The 15246-nt window shown below is 70.6% G+C and carries 17 protein-coding genes; 8 read left to right on the top strand and 9 right to left on the bottom strand.

Annotated elements, in window-relative coordinates:
- Positions 1-69 precede the first annotated feature (69 nt).
- The 3 genes from ACFV6V_RS14185 to hemL form a co-directional block, all read right to left on the bottom strand.
- A complete protein-coding gene (locus tag ACFV6V_RS14185; protein WP_385563845.1) occupies positions 70-1332 on the bottom strand; it encodes a hypothetical protein in 1263 nt (420 codons plus the stop codon).
- A gap of 114 nt (positions 1333-1446) precedes the next feature.
- Complete coding sequence (locus ACFV6V_RS14180) at positions 1447-2139, bottom strand: histidine phosphatase family protein (protein ID WP_385563842.1); 693 nt, start codon at positions 2137-2139, stop codon at positions 1447-1449.
- Entirely contained in the window at positions 2136-3443 is a 1308-nt protein-coding gene (gene hemL, locus ACFV6V_RS14175; protein WP_385563840.1) for a glutamate-1-semialdehyde 2,1-aminomutase, read from the bottom strand. The genes ACFV6V_RS14180 and hemL overlap by 4 nt, the downstream gene beginning before the upstream one ends.
- A gap of 127 nt (positions 3444-3570) precedes the next feature.
- Here hemL and ACFV6V_RS14170 point away from each other — a divergent pair, with 127 nt between their 5' ends.
- Entirely contained in the window at positions 3571-4149 is a 579-nt protein-coding gene (locus ACFV6V_RS14170; protein ID WP_361283581.1) for a hypothetical protein, read from the top strand.
- A gap of 35 nt (positions 4150-4184) precedes the next feature.
- Here ACFV6V_RS14170 and ACFV6V_RS14165 read toward each other — a convergent pair whose 3' ends face one another.
- Entirely contained in the window at positions 4185-5300 is a 1116-nt protein-coding gene (locus ACFV6V_RS14165) for a magnesium and cobalt transport protein CorA (protein WP_385563838.1), read from the bottom strand.
- 258 nt (positions 5301-5558) lie between these two features.
- Between ACFV6V_RS14165 and ACFV6V_RS14160 the strand changes: the two genes are divergently transcribed.
- Positions 5559-5855 (top strand): hypothetical protein, encoded by a 297-nt coding sequence (locus ACFV6V_RS14160; RefSeq protein ID WP_385563835.1) that lies wholly within the window; start codon positions 5559-5561, stop codon positions 5853-5855.
- On the opposite strand, the gene ACFV6V_RS14155 is transcribed toward ACFV6V_RS14160, so the two are convergent.
- Positions 5818-6411, bottom strand: coding sequence for a TIGR03086 family metal-binding protein (locus ACFV6V_RS14155; RefSeq protein ID WP_385563832.1), 594 nt, complete (start codon positions 6409-6411; stop codon positions 5818-5820). The two genes, ACFV6V_RS14160 and ACFV6V_RS14155, sit on opposite strands and share 38 nt — an antisense overlap.
- A 63-nt stretch (positions 6412-6474) precedes the next feature.
- Between ACFV6V_RS14155 and ACFV6V_RS14150 the strand changes: the two genes are divergently transcribed.
- The 3 genes from ACFV6V_RS14150 (at position 6475) to ACFV6V_RS14140 (ending at position 8887) form a co-directional block, all read left to right on the top strand.
- Positions 6475-7500: a DUF6597 domain-containing transcriptional factor gene (locus tag ACFV6V_RS14150; RefSeq protein WP_385563830.1), complete on the top strand. Its 1026-nt coding sequence runs from the start codon at positions 6475-6477 to the stop codon at positions 7498-7500.
- A 52-nt stretch (positions 7501-7552) separates the two neighbouring features.
- Positions 7553-8080 carry a GNAT family N-acetyltransferase gene (locus ACFV6V_RS14145; RefSeq protein WP_385563827.1) on the top strand — a complete coding sequence of 176 codons (528 nt, stop codon included), beginning with the start codon at positions 7553-7555 and terminating at the stop codon, positions 8078-8080.
- 72 nt (positions 8081-8152) lie between these two features.
- Positions 8153-8887, top strand: a complete 735-nt coding sequence (locus ACFV6V_RS14140) for a Mut7-C RNAse domain-containing protein (protein WP_385563824.1) — start codon at positions 8153-8155, stop codon at positions 8885-8887.
- A gap of 54 nt (positions 8888-8941) precedes the next feature.
- Here ACFV6V_RS14140 and ACFV6V_RS14135 read toward each other — a convergent pair whose 3' ends face one another.
- Positions 8942-9478 carry a hypothetical protein gene (locus ACFV6V_RS14135; protein WP_385563821.1) on the bottom strand — a complete coding sequence of 179 codons (537 nt, stop codon included), beginning with the start codon at positions 9476-9478 and terminating at the stop codon, positions 8942-8944.
- Between the two features lie 155 nt (positions 9479-9633).
- On the opposite strand from ACFV6V_RS14135, the gene ACFV6V_RS14130 reads away from it, so the two are divergent.
- Positions 9634-10404 carry an SDR family NAD(P)-dependent oxidoreductase gene (locus ACFV6V_RS14130; protein WP_385563819.1) on the top strand — a complete coding sequence of 257 codons (771 nt, stop codon included), beginning with the start codon at positions 9634-9636 and terminating at the stop codon, positions 10402-10404.
- A gap of 62 nt (positions 10405-10466) precedes the next feature.
- Here ACFV6V_RS14130 and ACFV6V_RS14125 read toward each other — a convergent pair whose 3' ends face one another.
- Together ACFV6V_RS14125 and ACFV6V_RS14120 are read right to left on the bottom strand one after the other, a co-directional pair.
- Entirely contained in the window at positions 10467-10745 is a 279-nt protein-coding gene (locus ACFV6V_RS14125; protein ID WP_385564009.1) for a WhiB family transcriptional regulator, read from the bottom strand.
- A gap of 183 nt (positions 10746-10928) precedes the next feature.
- Positions 10929-11291, bottom strand: coding sequence for a hypothetical protein (locus tag ACFV6V_RS14120; RefSeq protein ID WP_385563816.1), 363 nt, complete (start codon positions 11289-11291; stop codon positions 10929-10931).
- Here ACFV6V_RS14120 and ACFV6V_RS14115 point away from each other — a divergent pair.
- Complete coding sequence (locus ACFV6V_RS14115; RefSeq protein WP_385563813.1) at positions 11284-12870, top strand: alpha/beta hydrolase; 1587 nt, start codon at positions 11284-11286, stop codon at positions 12868-12870. The two genes, ACFV6V_RS14120 and ACFV6V_RS14115, sit on opposite strands and share 8 nt — an antisense overlap.
- 24 nt (positions 12871-12894) lie before the next feature.
- Here the strand turns inward: ACFV6V_RS14115 and ACFV6V_RS14110 are convergent, their stop codons facing one another.
- Positions 12895-14088: an RtcB family protein gene (locus tag ACFV6V_RS14110; RefSeq protein ID WP_385563810.1), complete on the bottom strand. Its 1194-nt coding sequence runs from the start codon at positions 14086-14088 to the stop codon at positions 12895-12897.
- Between the two features lie 243 nt (positions 14089-14331).
- Here ACFV6V_RS14110 and ACFV6V_RS14105 point away from each other — a divergent pair, with 243 nt between their 5' ends.
- Positions 14332-15174, top strand: a complete 843-nt coding sequence (locus ACFV6V_RS14105) for a DUF3558 domain-containing protein (protein WP_385564006.1) — start codon at positions 14332-14334, stop codon at positions 15172-15174.
- Positions 15175-15246: the final 72 nt, after the last annotated feature.

The following is a 15246-nucleotide window of genomic DNA, read 5'->3' as shown; positions in this document are numbered from 1 at the left end:
TCTTCCGCGCCCCCCTCGGTGCCCGCAACGCCCCTTGTCAAGGGCGCTTAAGCACACTCCCGCAGGCTCTTACGCGGTGGCTTTCAGGAAGGTCTTCCAGCCCCCTGCCGGGGCTTGGCCGACTTCCAGGCTCCGCAGCCTGGTGAGGATCTTCGGGTCCTGGACGTCCAGCCAGTCGCAGAACTGCCGGAACGACACCAGACGCACGTCCTTCTTTCCCGCCATCGCCTTGAGCGCCTCTTCGACGGCGTCCATGTAGATGCCGCCGTTCCACTGTTCGAAGTGGTTTCCGATGAAGAACGGCGCGCGATTCGACTCGTAGGCGCGCTTGAATCCGTTGACGTAGGCCTCGGTGGCCTGCTTGCGCCAGCCCGGATAGCGTTCCGGATTCCCCTTGGTGGAATTCTGCGACTGGTTGGCGAGGATGTTGTAGTCCATCGAGAGCACCTCGAAGGTGTGCCCTGGGAAGGGCACTGCCTGGAGCGGCAGGTCCCAGACCCCGCCCCGCTTCTCCGGCCACTGCTGACGCCCGCCGGGCGAGCTGGCGTCGTATCGCCAACCGAGTTTCTTCGCGGTGGGCAGCAGATTGTCCTGGCCGAGGAGGCAGGGGGTGCGAGCGCCGACGAGTTCCTTGCGGTAGTCGAAGGGCAGGGGGTCGATGTCCTTCCAGCCGCTGTTCGTCCTCCATTCGGTGACGAAGGACACGGCCTGGTCGATCTCGTTCTGCCACTGCGCGGGCGTCCAGTTCCCGACCGAGCCGGAGCCGCCGCAGAAGTGCCCGTTGAAGTGCGTGCCTATCTCGTGCCCGTCGAGCCAGGCCTGTCGGACGTACTTCAGGGTCTCCTTGACGTGGTCGTCGCTGAGATAGCCGATATCGGACGCGCCGACCGGGTTGTTCGGCGGCCTGTAGAGGGTTTTCTTCGACTCGGGCAGCAGATAGATCCCCGAGAGGAAGAAGGTCATCGCCGCGTCGTGGTCCTGCGCGAGCTTCAGGAAACGTGGGAACAGGCCGTTACCGACCTCACCCGCACCGTCCCAGGAGAACACCACGAACTGCGGCGGGGTCTGGCCCGGCTGGAGCGGTACGGGCTTGTCGGGCTGGTTCGGCTGCTTCCCGGTGTCGGCGGTCGAGCCGTCGCCTATAGGGCGGGCGGACTTGTCGGGGGACGGGGATGACGTGCCGTCACCCCCTGCTCCCCCGGGCTGTCCCGCGCCGCCCTTCCCGTCGTTCCCGTCACCGGACCCGGAGCCCAGTCCGCAGCCGGCGATCCCCATCGCCGCCGCGGTCCCGAGCCCGGCCCCGAGCAGGCCCCTTCGGCTGATCTCGCGCATGCTGTCCCCGTCCCGTGTGCGGTGCCGTGCAACCCCCGTACAAAAGGGTTAGATGACGTGCCGCCCCGGAGGGTTCCCTGGACCCCCGCGCGAATGCGTCAGGTGACCGGATCGCTACGCACCAAAGGCTTTTGACTTTCCCTTCACGGGTTTGGCACCGGCGAGCAGATGGGCCGGTACGAGATCACGGGCAGGCTCGGAGTAGCCCACGGAAACGATCGCGTCGCCGTGGAAGGTGAAACTGGTGAGCGAGGCGAGCGTGCACTGCCTGCGGCGCGGGTCGTGCCAGAGGCGGCGGCGCTCCACATGGCTGCGCACCGTCCAGATCGGCAGCTGATGGCTGACGAGGACCGCCTCATGGCCGCGGGCTGCGTCGCGGGCCGACTCCAGCGCCGCCATCATCCGGTCCACCTGCTCCAGGTAGGGCTCGCCCCAGGACGGCCGGAACGGATTGGTGAGGTGCTTCCAGTTGCCCGGCTTGCGCAGCGCGCCGTCGCCGACGCCGAAGGTCTTGCCCTCGAAGACGTTCGCGGCCTCGATCAGCCGCTCGTCGGTGTCCAGGGTCAGACCGTGCGACTTGGCGACCGGCGCCGCGGTCTCCTGCGCCCGCTCCAGCGGGGAGGCGACCACATGGGTGATGTCCCGGTCCGCCAGGTGCTCGGCCACCCGGTCGGCCATCTGCCGGCCCAGTTCGGAGAGGTGGTAGCCCGGCTTGCGGCCGTAGAGCACACCGTCCGGGTTGTGGACTTCTCCGTGGCGCATGAGATGAACCACGGTCATATCCGTATGGATGTCCATGCTGCTCATGCGGCGGCCTCCGCGGCGGCGCGGGCGGCGGCCGGGAGCGCCGCGGCGATCCGCTCGATCGCGGCGTCGTCATGGGCGGCCGAAACGAACCAGGACTCGAAGGCGGACGGCGGGAGGTACACGCCCTGCGACAGCATCGAATGGAAGAAGGCGTTGAAGCGGAACGCTTCCTGCTTCCGGGCATCGTCGTAATCACGCACCTCGTGCGCGGTGAAGAAGACCGAGAACATGTTGCTCGCGGTCTGGAGCCGGTGCGCCACGCCCTCCTTGGTGAGCGCCTCGGTGACGAGGGCCTGGATCCGCCGGGAGGCCGTGTCGACCTTCTCGTACGCCGCGTCGTCGAGGAGCCGCAGCTGGGCGAGGCCGGCGGCGGTGGCGACCGGGTTCCCGGAGAGGGTGCCCGCCTGGTAGACCGGCCCGGCCGGGGCGAGATGGCCCATCACATCGGCACGGCCGCCGAACGCGGCGGCCGGGAAGCCGCCGCCCATGACCTTGCCGAAGGTCATCAGGTCCGGCACGACCCCGTCGACGCCGTACCATCCGGCCTTCGAGGTGCGGAAGCCGGTCATGACCTCGTCGGAGATGTACAGGGCGCCGTTCTCGGCGGACAGGTCCTTCAGCCCCTGGTTGAAGCCGGGCAGCGGCGGGACCACGCCCATGTTGCCCGGCGACGCCTCGGTGATCACGCAGGCGATCTCGCCCGGGTGCGCGGCGAAGGCCGCGCGAACCGATTCCAGATCGTTGTACGGGAGCACGATGGTGTCCCCGGCCTGCGCGCCGGGGGTGTCCGGCAGCGCGAAGGTGGCGACCCCGGAACCCGCCGCGGCCAGCAGCGCGTCCACATGGCCGTGGTAGCACCCGCCGAACTTGACCACCTTGGCGCGCCCGGTGAAACCGCGGGCGAGGCGGATCGCCGACATCGTCGCCTCGGTACCGGACGAGACGAGCCGCACCTGCTCGACCGGTGCGACCCGGGCCACGATCTCCTCGGCGAGGGCGACCTCGCCCTCCCCCGGTGTACCGAACGAGGTACCACGGGCCACAGCCGCCTGAACTGCGGCGATGACCTCCGGGTGGGCATGGCCGAGGATCATCGGCCCCCAGGAGCAGACAAGATCGACATATTCACGACCGTCCGCGTCGGTCAGATAAGGACCGGTACCGGACACCATGAACCGGGGCGTACCGCCCACGGCTCGGAAGGCGCGGACCGGAGAGTTCACGCCGCCGGGCGTCACGAGGGACGCGCGGTCGAAAAGCGTCTGCGAAACTGGGGCGTCATAGGGAAAGCTCACGGAATCCATGGTGTCAGAGGCCCCCGGCGTTCTTGCGGACAGGTGTTTCACCACACGTCCGTGGGGGAGGTCACTGTCACGATGATCGGGTTGCGCGGCCTGCGCTGTGCGTCATAAAAAGCAGTCGGGTGGAGATATGCATCGCGGTGGCGGACTGGGCGAGGGAACCGACGACCTGGGTCCCGAGCCTGCCCGGCGGGGGAAGCACCGGCGGCACGGGGCACCCGAGCCCGTCGAGAGCACGCGCGAGCCCGTACAGAGCAGGAGTGGCCGAGGCATGGGGGTGACATACAGATATTTCGGCGCCCCCGACGGCGCCACGGCCGCCCGTGTGCCCATTTCCATGCGCCCGGAGGAGCTCGGCGGCGATGAGCTCGGCATGGGCGGGATGTTCAGCAAGATCAAGCCCGAGACGATAGCCGCGATGGTACTCACGGGTATCCAGGGAATGCCCCTGAACAAGGTGCCGCCCCTCGAGCTGGTGGTCCTGCACCCCGATTACGCGGTGGTCAAGCTCCCCATGACGGTCGTCGACCCCCTGCGCGACATCGGCGAGGAGACCGTGGGCGCTGCCGCCTTCATCTGGTCGACGGTCCCGGATCGCGGGGGTCCGCGGGACGCGTTCAACGTGTACCAGCTGCTGCACGAATGGCAGGATTTCAGCCATCGTCTGCATGAGGCCGGGCATCAGCCGTACTGCCTGGTGTGGCCCTGACCACGCCGGGCTGAGTCCGGCACTGCGACGCAAGGTCAGAGCCAGCCGTTGCGGCGGAAGCCGCGGTAGATCACGAAGCAGGCGACGGCGATGACGCCGAGGACGACCGGGTAGCTGTAGGTCCAGCGCAGCTCGGGCATGTGGTCGAAGTTCATCCCGTAGATCCCGCAGACCATCGTCGGCACCGCCACGATCGCCGCCCATGCGGTGATCTTGCGCATGTCCTCGTTCTGGGCGACGGTCATCTGCGCCAGGTGCGCCTGGAGGATCGAGTCGAGCAGCGAGTCGAAGCCGTTGATCTGCTCGACGGCGCGGGCCAGGTGATCGGCCACGTCGCGGAAGTAGGGGCGGATCTCCGGGGCGATGATCGAGGCCGGCTGGGTGGCGAGGCTTTCCAGCGGGCGGTTCAGGGGGCTCATCGCCCGCTTGAACTCCAGCAGTTCGCGCTTGAGCTGGTAGATGCGCCCCGCCTCGCCGCGGCCGGTCTCGCCGCGGCCCGCGTGTTCGGCGAAGACGGCCAGCTCGACCGCTTCTATGTCGTCCTGCACGGCGTCGGCGACGACGACGTACTCGTCCACGACGAAGTCGGCCACCGCGTGCAGTACGGACGAGGGGCCCTTGGCCACTTGGTCGGGCATGGTCTCCAGGGCCTCGCGCAGCGGGCCCAGGGAGCCATGGCGTCCGTAGCGGATGGTGATGACGAAATCCCGTCCGGTGATCACCGTGATCTCGCCCGTCTCCACGACCTGGCTGGTGGCGGTCAACTGGTCGTGCTCCGCGTACGAGACGGTCTTGAACACGGCGAGCAGCGTGTCGTCGTACGGGACGACCTTGGCGCGGCGGTGCGGGTTGACGGCGTCCTCGACGGTGAGCGGGTGCAGGCCGAACAGCTCGGCGATCGAGGCGAATTCGTCGTGTGTGGGCTCGTGGAGCCCGATCCAGACGAAGCTGTTGCTGCCGGGTGCGGCGCTGTTCTCCTTGCGTACACGGCGCAGAGCCTCCTCGGCAGGGCAGCTGCCGGCCTGCCGTACCCCGTCCGAGTACCCCACGCAGTTGACGACGGAGCTGCCGAGCGGCGAGCGGGCCGGGTGGCTGAGGTCGACGGTCTTTCGGTACGCACGGCGTACGGCTCGCCGGAGGTTGCGCATCATCGACAAGGTTGGCTCCACGCGGACTGGGGGTCTTTCCCCAGCCACCCTCGCTGACAGGCGGCGCCTTGTCCACGACGGAGGTCGCGGAGGGGGTCGCCGCGGCGCTGCGGACTGACGCCCGACCGCTGATCGCACCATCCGGACATGTTTTTGGGCGGTGAACCTATTTGAGCCAGGCGCCATCTCTGCCGATGGCCCGGATGTAGGGCACGCGCAAGCGCGCGAAGGCAAGAGCGCAAAGACACGAGGAGGTCCGGCATGAGCGATCTGCTGCTGGTCCTGTGCATTCCGCTGACGGTGTGCGCCAGCGGAATCTACGCGGTGTGCGACAGCTGGTGGCGGCGCCGGCATCCGGCGCCGCCCTCGCCGTACACGCATGCCGCCGCACGGCTGGCGGAGCGGGAGATGCTCGTCGACGCCGAGGAGATCGTGACCGACGCGTACACACGGCTCGCGCCGCTGTACGCGGGCTCGCAGGCGGAGGCGGCAAGCTCCCGTGCCGCCTCCGAGGACGTCGTCAGCGGGCGGGGCTCCACCGCGGGTCACGCCCCGTAGTCGCGAGCAGCCGCTCGAACGGGGGCGCGTCGTCCGGCACATCGGCCGGTTCTCCGAACGCCTCCCACTTCCGTGCCATCGGCGCCATGTCGTCGAGCGCCGGCCCGAGTTCGGCGACCACATCCGGATCGGGCTCGTACGCCTGGCCGGTCGCCCGCGCCAGATCCCAGATGTGCACGGTCAGATCACCGAGCACCATGTGCCCGACGGTCCTGGCAGGAAGTCCCAGCGTGCCCGTGGAGCCCTCCTCCGCCCCGGGCGCCGCCCAGGCCGCCACCAGGCGGTCGGACTCCCGGGTGAACAGCTCCTTCCAGCCGGTGTCCTCACCTGCGGCGGAGACCCGGTCGGGGGTGGCGGAGAAGTCGGAGTCCTGCTTGGCGGCCAGCGCCTGGAAGTTGACGATCACATGGAGCAGGTGGTTCACCAGGTCGCGCACGTCGTAGTCGGCGCAGGGGGTCGGGGCGGCGAGGTCGTCGGCCTCCACTCCCCGCACCACGGGCATGGCGCGGGCGGTGGTGGCGGCAAGCAGGTCACTGATGGTTTTCACGGGCTTCATGACCTTGACGCTGGCAGCCGCGCACGCCCCGCGTCTTGAACAAACGCGACATAGGATCCGGCCATGGGGCGCAGCAGCGAGCCACGGGACCGGCCGGGTGCGAGAGCGCATCCTGGCCAGGGAGCACGGACCGGTCCGGGACCGCAGACGGGACCGGAAGCACAAGCAGGCCCGGAAGCACAGGCAGGCGCCGCTGCCGGCCCGCGGCGCGACACCCGGGGCATCCTGGACGCCCCGGAACTCTTCGCGCGGGTGCGGTTCCGGCGCCGCGAGCCCGCCGCTCCCCTGCGGCCCTATCTGGAGCACTACTGGCTCATCGACTGGGACCTCGCCGAGCCCTACGCCTCCCATGTGGTGCCGCATCCGTCGGTGAACGTCGTGTTCCAGCGCTATGGGGACGAGGAGCCGTGGGGCGAGGTCGCGGGGGTCGGCCTTGAGCTCTTCACCAAGAAGCTGGCGGGGTGCGGGCGGGTGTGCGGAGTGCAGTTCCGGCCCGGGGGCTTCCGGCCGTTCGCGCCGGGGCGGCCGGTCTCGGACTGGACGGGGCGCCGGGTGCCGGTGGACGAGGTGTTCACGGCGCCTGAGGCCCCGGGGCGGGAGCCCGCCGTGTCCGGACCCGCTCACGCCGTGTCCTGGTCCGCGCACGCCGCCGCCCTGGCCGTCGTCGGCCCCGACGACGAGGACGAGCGGGTCGCGGCGCTGGACACGTTCCTGCTGGCGCACGGGCCGGTGCCGGAGCCGGGGGCCGAGCGCGCGATGGCGCTGGTCAAGCTGGCCCGCACCGACCGCAGGGTCCGGCGGGTCTCCCAGCTCGCCGCCGCGGAAGGGGTGTCACCGCGCACCCTCCAGCGGCTCTTCGCCGCCTATGTCGGCGTCGGACCGAAGTGGGTCATCCTGCGCTACCGCATCCACGAAGCGCTCGAACGCGCCGAAGCGGAGGGCGGCGGAGCCGGTGCCGAGCCGGACTGGGCCGCGCTGGCGGCCGAGCTCGGCTACAGCGACCAGGCCCATCTCGTACGGGACTTCACGGCCACGGTCGGGGTGCCGCCGACGGCGTACTCGGCACACGCGGCGCAGCCACCGACGTGAGGGCCCGTTCGACGCCCCGCCGGATGTCGGACCCGGGGCGTACGGTCGTGACATGGTGAGCGAAACAGCCGTGGTACGCCTCGAGCTCTGGTCGGACGGGGACTTCGCCCTGCTCCAGGCGGCGAACGCACCGGAGTCGACGGCCCATCTCGGCGGCCCGGAATCGGACGAGAAGCTGGCCGACCGGCATCGGCGCTATCTGGCCCTGAGCGCGGACGGGAGCGGTGCCGGACACATGTTCCGGGTGGTGCTGGCCGAGACCGGCGAGGCCGTCGGCGTGATCGGCTTCTGGGAGTCGCACTGGGACGGAGCGGACGTCTACGAGACGGGCTGGACCGTCCTGCCGGGCTTCCAGGGGCGGGGCATAGCCACGGCGGCGACCCTCGCGGTCGCCGGGCACGCCAGGGCTGGCGCGCGTCACCGCTATCTGCACGCGTTCCCCTCGGTGGAGAACGGTCCGTCGAACGGCGTGTGCCGGAAGGCCGGCTTCGAGCTGCTGGGCGAGTGCTCCTTCGAGTACCCGCCGGGGCGGCCCATGCGCGGTAACAACTGGCGCCTCGACCTCATGGAGGCCGCGTAAGGCCGCGTGGGCGTCGCTCATGCGCTCGGAAAGCCGTGGAACGGCCCGCGCGTCCAGTGGCATCCTGACGGCGTGAACGGACCGGAGATCCACATCAGCTTCGCCCCCGAGCTGCGGCTGTTCGTCGCGGCGGAGCGCCGTGACGGGCGGACCACGCTCGCCACGGACGGCTCCTCCACGCTGGGCCATGTCGTCGAGTCACTCGGTGTGCCGCTCACCGAGGCCGGGCGACTGCTCGTGGACGGCGCCCAGGTCCAGGTCTCGCACATCCCGGCCACCGGCGAGCGCGTCGAGGTGCTCGGCGTCGAGCGACCTCAGCGCGTCCCCGGGGCGCCGCTGCGCTTCCTGCTCGATGTGCATCTCGGCACGCTCGCACGGCGACTGCGGCTGCTCGGTGTCGACGCGGCCTACGAGAGCGAGGACCTCGGTGATCCTGCGCTGGCCGCGCTGTCGGCACGGGAGCAGCGCGTGCTGCTGTCCCGGGACCGCGGGCTGCTGCGCCGGAGGGAGCTGTGGGCCGGTGCGTACGTCTACAGCGACCGCCCCGATGACCAGCTCCGGGACGTCCTGCAACGCTTCGCGCCCGCTCTCGCGCCGTGGACCCGCTGCACGGCCTGCAACGGCGAGCTCGCGGACACCGACAAGGAGACCGTCGAGCACCAGCTCGAACAGGGCACGCAGCGCTCGTACGACGTCTTCGCCCAGTGCAGGACCTGCGAGCGCGTGTACTGGCGCGGGGCGCACCACTCACGGCTGGAGGCGATCGTCGAGAGTGCCCTGCGGGAGTTCGGCGACCCGGTCGCGTAGCCGTCGGCGCAGGGGGTCGCGACGGACCGTGTGTGCTCGGGCCCGAAGGCGGCCTCAGAAGGCGTAGGCGTCGCCGGTCGCCGGCACCAGCACGGTGTGCCGGTCGTTCGGGTGGTTGCGGTCCGCCGCCCCGCCGTTCCACGCCGTGGCCACGACGATGACGACCTCCGCCGGTTTCCCCGCGAACCGCAGCCGCAGCGCACGTCCCTGTCCCGTACTGGCGGCTCTCAGCTCCCCCGCACGGCAGAGGATCGTCCGGTGGCCACCTCGCAGGCAGTCGTCCGGCAGCGACGCGTCGGGCTGCGGCGGCGCCGAGAAGGTCAGCTCCACGGTCGCGTCGGACACCGCGTCCGGGCCGTGGTTCTCGCTCTCCAGCCAGATGTCGAGCAGGCCGTCCCACAGCACGGCATGCCCGTGGTGCGCCGTATCGGCCTCCAGAGCCGCCTCGGTGTCCGCCGCCTCCACCAGCGGCGTCGGTGCTCCGTCCACCGCACCCGCGCTGACGCTCCCGGCCGGGATCACCGCCGCCACCGCGACGGATGCCACGACCAGGCTCCTGCGTACCACCCGCACGACCTGCATGACCTGCATGACCGAAAGATACCGATCAGTCCTGCTTCAAGCTGATCATCCAGCAATCCGGCGCGTCCCCGGCGACCGAGGTGATCCAGCACGGGCCGCGGTTCCCGTGGTCCGCCTATCCTGACCTTTGGCCACTGGTTCGATCACCTGCCCGAGGAGCCGTCATGACCGCCGCGCCCATCGCCGTCGTCACCGGAGCGAGCAGCGGCATCGGCGCCGCCACCGCGCGAGCGCTGGCCGCTGAGGGGTATCACGTGTACCTCACCGCCCGGCGCAAGGACCGGATCGAGGCCCTCGCCGCAGAGCTCACCGAGGCCGGCCACCAGGCCACGCCCTACGCCCTGGACGTCACCGACCGCACCGCCGTCGACGCGTTCGCCGCGTCCCTCGACGGCGCGGGCCACCCGGTCAAGGTGCTGGTGAACAACGCGGGCGGAGCACTCGGCGCCGATCCGGTGGCGACCGGCGACCCCGCTGACTGGCGGCGGATGTACGACACGAACGTGCTGGGCACGCTCCATGTCACCCAGGCCCTGCTCCCGGCCCTCACCGCCAGCGGCGACGGCACCGTCGTCGTGCTGTCCTCCACCGCCGGCCATGGCACCTACGAGGGAGGCGGCGGTTACGTCGCCGCCAAGCACGGCGCCCATGTACTCGCCGAGACGCTCCGCCTGGAGATCGTCGGCACTCCGGTCCGCGTCATCGAGATCGCCCCCGGGCTGGTGAAGACCGAGGAATTCGCCACGACCCGCTTCGGGGGCGACACCGACAAGGCCGCGAAGGTCTACGCGGGAGTGGCCGCGCCCCTCACCGCCGAGGATGTGGCCGACACCATCGGCTGGGCCGTCAGCCGGCCCTCCCACGTCAACATCGACCTGCTGATCGTCCGTCCCCGCGCCCAGGCGTCGAACACCAAGATCCACCGGGAGCCGTAGGTCCCGTCCGGGCGAGCTTGCGCCACGGGGACCCGGAGGGCCCGCAGCGCAGCCGGGCCTGCTCAATGCCCGCTGCGCGCCGCGCCCGCCCTCGACTTCTGCCTGGCCATACGGCGCTTGAGGGCACGGCGCTCGTCCTCGGTGAGGCCACCCCACACCCCGGAGTCCTGGCCGTACTCCATGGCCCACGCCAGACACTCCTCCCGCACCGGGCAGCCGCGGCAGACGGTCTTGGCCTCCTCGGCCTGGAGCAGCGCCGGGCCGCTGTTGCCGATCGGGAAGAACAGGTCGGGGTCCTCATCGAGACATGCGGCGTCATGTCGCCAGTTCTCGCGCTCCACGGGAAATGCCTCCTCCACGTCGCTGTCGTCCGCGAGGCGGTCGCGATCGTTCACTGTCGTTCGCGGCCTCTTCGCTGTTCTCCTTCGGCTCGCCGACATGCGGGCGCTGAAACTCCCCTGCCCCCACGCATCACAGATCTGGCCGAAATACAGGTCCCAGCACGGGCGGCCAGGCTCCACCCGTCAGTGCTTGGAGGCGCTCACATCCCCCGGCTCCGTCTCCAGCGCCTCCCGGTTGAAAGCGATCAGGATCAGGAAGAACAGCCCGCCCCCGAGCAGCAGGCCGACCACGATCACCACGGAGACCAGCGCCTCTCGCGGCGCCACCAGCACGAGCAGCGCCACGAGCGTCCACACCAGCGCCCCGACCGCGACCGGCAGCTCGAACCGCCCGAGGTCGAACGCGCCCTTCCGCCGGTCCAGCCGGGAGCGCTGTCCGCGCGGCCATTCGGCCGTACCCGGCTCGCGCCCCTCGCCGGACCACGGTGTCGTTGACGGGCAGCCACGACCAGCAGCGAGGGGACGAGGTAGACGAGGTATGCACATATCCGGGCCGATAGCCGCCCTCACCGCCGCACTCCTCACCTGCTCGATGACCACAGGAGGCGGCGGTACGCCGACGCCCCCGCCGTCCGCTCCGAAGCTGGACTGGCAGCCCTGTGCCCAGGACAGCCCGTACGACTGCGCCACCGTGGAACTGCCGCTGGACTACGGCGACCCCAGCGGGCGCACCATCGAGCTGGCAGTCGTGAGACGGAAGGCGACCGGTCCCGGGGGGCGGCGTATCGGCGCCCTGTTCTTCAACCCCGGCGGCCCGGGCGGCCCCGGCACCGTGCAGATGCCACAGATGTACGACACCTTCCCGCGCGAGGTGCGGGAGCGGTTCGACATCGTCAGCTGGGACCCCCGCGGGATCGGCAGCAGCACCGCCGTCAACTGCTTCGCGCGTCCCGCGGACGCCAAGGCGTGGGTGGCGGACAAACCGGCGGGATTCCCGGTGGGCGAACAGCAGCGCAAGGCCTGGATCGCCGCATACGAGGATCTGTCCCGCCGCTGCCGCCAGCGCGACCCCGAACTGCTGCGCCATGTGTCGACCGCCGACACGGCCCACGACCTCGACCGGCTCCGCCAGGCGGTGGGTGAGCCGCGGCTCAGCTACCTCGGGATCTCCTACGGCACGTACCTGGGCGCGACCTACGCCAACCTCTACCCGGGAAGGGTCCGCGCGATGGTCCTCGACAGCAACGTGGACCCGCGGGCCTGGACGGACGACGCGAGCGACTCCCCCCGGCTCACGACCTTCCTGCGCATGGGCTCGGACCGCAGCGCGGCAGCGGTCCTGGACCGGTTCCTCGCCCTGTGCGGATCCACCACCACCGCGCACTGCGCCTTCTCCGCGGGCGAGCCCCAGGCGACGCGCGACAAGTTCGACCGGCTGATGCGACGACTGCGGGAGCGCCCCGTCGGCACCTGGAACTACGGCCGCACGGCCGGTGACGTGGTCAGCAGTCTCTATGTCGTCCACCCCGGGTGGGCGGACCTCGCCGGACGGCTCCAGGAGCTGTGGCTCGGGCGCGCCCCGCAGCCCGCCGAGCCCCCACCCGCGCCACCGGTCCGCGATCCGGCTCCGTATCTGGGTGACGAACAGGCGGCTGCGGTGCTCTGCTCCGACAGCCCCAACCCACGTGACCCGGGGGTCTACCACGCACTGGAGGAGGCCAGCGCCCTGCGCACGGGCGACGCGGGACGCTTCTGGACCTGGGCTGCGGAGCCGTGTGCCAGCTGGCCGGCGGTAGCCGCCGACGGATACCGCGGGCCGTGGAACAAGCGGACCGCCCACCCGGTCCTGGTCGTCGGCACCGCCTACGACCCCGCGACCACCTACTGGGGCGCGCAGGCGATGGCCACGGCACTGGCCGACGCCCGCCTGCTCACCCTCGACGGTTACGGCCACACCGCCCTGCTCAACCCCAGCGGCTGCGTCAACGCGCACGTGAGCCGCTACCTCGTCGACGGCACCCTCCCGCCGGCCGGGACGAGATGCCGCCAGGACACGCCCCCGTTCTCCGAGTCCAGGCCGAACGGCGGCGTGGCCACGGGCGGTGGTGGGACGGCGGGCGGCTGAGGCCGCACCGAACCTCCTGGGCCCTCAGCCCTTCACACAGATGAGCTGCTTCAGCTTGGCCACGACCTCCACCAGGTCCCGCTGCTGGTCGATGACCTTCTCGATGGGCTTGTACGCCCCCGGGATCTCATCGACCACACCCGAGTCCTTACGGCACTCCACACCCTGCGTCTGCTCCTCCAGGTCCCGGGTCGAGAAGCGCCGCTTCGCCGCGTTGCGGCTCATCCTGCGACCGGCGCCGTGGGAGGCGGAGTTGAAGGACTGCTCGTTCCCGAGGCCCTTCACGATGTACGAGCCCGTGCCCATGGAGCCCGGGATGATCCCGAAGTCCCCGGACCCGGCCCGGATCGCGCCCTTACGGGTCACCAGCAGGTCCATGCCCTCGTACCGCTCCTCCGCCACGTAGTTGTGGTGGCAGGAGATGACCGGCTCGAAGGTCACCCGTGCCTTCCGGAACTCCCTGCGGACGACCTCCTGGAACAGGCCCATCATGACCGCGCGGTTGTAGCGCGCGTACTCCTGCGCCCAGAAGAGGTCGTTGCGGTAGGCCGCCATCTGCGGGGTGTCCGCGACGAACACCGCGAGGTCGCGGTCGATCAGACCCTGGTTGTGCGGGAGCTTCTGGGCCTCGCCGATGTGGTACTCGGCCAGCTCCTTGCCGATGTTGCGCGAGCCGGAGTGCAGCATCAGCCACACGGACCCGCTCTCGTCGACACAGAACTCCACGAAGTGGTTTCCCGCGCCGAGCGTGCCCATCTGCTTGGTCGCCCGCTCCCGGCGGAACTTCACGGCGTCGGCCACGTAGTCGAAGCGGGACCAGAAGTCGCCGAAACCGCTCGTGGGGAACCCGTACACCCGGCCCGGGTCCACGGGCTCGTCGTGCATTCCGCGGCCGACCGGGATGGCCTGCTCGATCTTGGAGCGCAGCCGGGACAGGTCGCCGGGCAGGTCGTTCGCGGTCAGCGAGGTCTTCACCGCCGACATACCGCAGCCGATGTCGACACCGACCGCCGCGGGGCAGACGGCGCCGTGCATCGCGATCACCGAGCCGACCGTGGCCCCCTTGCCGTAGTGGACGTCGGGCATGACCGCGAGGCCCTTGATCCAGGGCAGCGTGGCGACATTGCGAAGCTGCTGCATCGCGACGTCCTCGACCGTGGCCGGGTCCGTCCACATCCGGATCGGGACCTTCGCTCCGGGTACCTCTACATACGACATAACTACTCAATTCCCCCGAAAAGCCTGAAAACGCAAATCCGTCGCCAAGGTCGGCAAAGGGGATGGACGACCGGCGTTCACGGCTGCGCGTGCGATACACATTGTGTCCACCGGCCCGCAGTGGGCGGCAAACAGTTTTCCCACGGCGGGCCCTGCGACAGACACGACAGGCCCTGCGGCAAGAAGAGGCAGAAGAGGAGCGGCACCGTGCAGCGCAAGGCGGCAAAGGCGTACGTACCCGCCATGGCGGCGCTGCTCGCCGTGCTCGTCGCCGGCTGTTCCTCGGGTTCCGGCGACGGCGGCTCGGGCGACGACACCAAGCCGGGCGGCTCCGCCGGCTCCGCCGCACCCCCCGGCAAGTACCGCACGCTGTACGAGCCCTGCGGTGCGGTCCCCCCGGCCACCCTCAAGGACATGCTCCCCGGCGCCGCCGAGCTGCCGGAGGACCAGCAAGAGAAGGTCTTCCAGGGCACGGCCGCCGTCACCTACGACACGGACCGCCGTGCCGGATGCAGCTGGAAGGCCGACGGAGCGAACGCCTCGCACCGGCTGCGGATCGATGTCGAGCGCGTCGTGTCGTACGACCCGGCCGTCAGCGACGACGACCAGGCGCAGGCGGTCTACGCCCGCAAGCAGGAGGCCGCGCAGCTCCCGGCGCCCGCCGCCGACCCGCACGACGAGAAGGCCCAGCAGTCCGGGACCCCGAGCGGCTCTCCGAGCCCCGCGGGCAGCACGACCCCGGGCACCCCCGGCGCCGGCGCGAGCTCCACGGGCACGCCCGGCTCGCCCTCGACCTCGGCCTCCGGCACCCGGAGCAGCCCCTCCACCGCGGTCACGCCTGACGGACTCGAGCCCCGCCAGCTCGACGGGCTCGGCGACGCGGCGTTCATCGACGACGCCCTCGCACGATCCGGTTCCACCGCCCAGCGCCGCACGGTGAACGTGGTGTTCCGCACATCCAATGTGATCGTCACCGTCGAATACGCCGAGCAGCCCGGCCTCATCACCGAGGTGCCGGACAGCAGGGAACTCCAGGAAAAGGCGCAGGCCCTGGCCCAGAATCTGGCCGAGCGCTTCAACGACTGACCCGCCGGTACACCCCCCGTGCGGGGTGCGGCACGAGGCGGTCGGCACCAGGTGCCGATCCTCCCGGACAGC

The organism is Streptomyces sp. NPDC059828, assembly GCF_042731955.1.
Taxonomy (GTDB): Bacteria; Actinomycetota; Actinomycetes; order Streptomycetales; family Streptomycetaceae; genus Streptomyces.
This window is presented reverse-complemented; position numbering and strand designations above follow the sequence as displayed.

Bases quoted from the DNA above. Each gene is read 5' to 3' on its own strand.
- ACFV6V_RS14160 (WP_385563835.1), top strand. From the start codon at position 5,559: ATGAGCGATCTGCTGCTGGTCCTGTGCATTCCGCTGACGGTGTGCGCC.
- ACFV6V_RS14120 (WP_385563816.1), bottom strand. From the start codon at position 11,291: ATGTGCATACCTCGTCTACCTCGTCCCCTCGCTGCTGGTCGTGGCTGC.
- ACFV6V_RS14145 (WP_385563827.1), top strand. From the start codon at position 7,553: ATGGTGAGCGAAACAGCCGTGGTACGCCTCGAGCTCTGGTCGGACGGG.
- ACFV6V_RS14115 (WP_385563813.1), top strand. From the start codon at position 11,284: ATGCACATATCCGGGCCGATAGCCGCCCTCACCGCCGCACTCCTCACC.
- ACFV6V_RS14135 (WP_385563821.1), bottom strand. From the start codon at position 9,478: ATGCAGGTCATGCAGGTCGTGCGGGTGGTACGCAGGAGCCTGGTCGTG.
- ACFV6V_RS14180 (WP_385563842.1), bottom strand. From the start codon at position 2,139: ATGAGCAGCATGGACATCCATACGGATATGACCGTGGTTCATCTCATG.
- ACFV6V_RS14105 (WP_385564006.1), top strand. From the start codon at position 14,332: ATGGCGGCGCTGCTCGCCGTGCTCGTCGCCGGCTGTTCCTCGGGTTCC.
- ACFV6V_RS14155 (WP_385563832.1), bottom strand. From the start codon at position 6,411: ATGAAGCCCGTGAAAACCATCAGTGACCTGCTTGCCGCCACCACCGCC.
- ACFV6V_RS14110 (WP_385563810.1), bottom strand. From the start codon at position 14,088: ATGTCGTATGTAGAGGTACCCGGAGCGAAGGTCCCGATCCGGATGTGG.
- ACFV6V_RS14185 (WP_385563845.1), bottom strand. From the start codon at position 1,332: ATGCGCGAGATCAGCCGAAGGGGCCTGCTCGGGGCCGGGCTCGGGACC.
- ACFV6V_RS14150 (WP_385563830.1), top strand. From the start codon at position 6,475: ATGGGGCGCAGCAGCGAGCCACGGGACCGGCCGGGTGCGAGAGCGCAT.
- ACFV6V_RS14170 (WP_361283581.1), top strand. From the start codon at position 3,571: ATGCATCGCGGTGGCGGACTGGGCGAGGGAACCGACGACCTGGGTCCC.
- ACFV6V_RS14130 (WP_385563819.1), top strand. From the start codon at position 9,634: ATGACCGCCGCGCCCATCGCCGTCGTCACCGGAGCGAGCAGCGGCATC.
- hemL (WP_385563840.1), bottom strand. From the start codon at position 3,443: ATGGATTCCGTGAGCTTTCCCTATGACGCCCCAGTTTCGCAGACGCTT.
- ACFV6V_RS14165 (WP_385563838.1), bottom strand. From the start codon at position 5,300: ATGATGCGCAACCTCCGGCGAGCCGTACGCCGTGCGTACCGAAAGACC.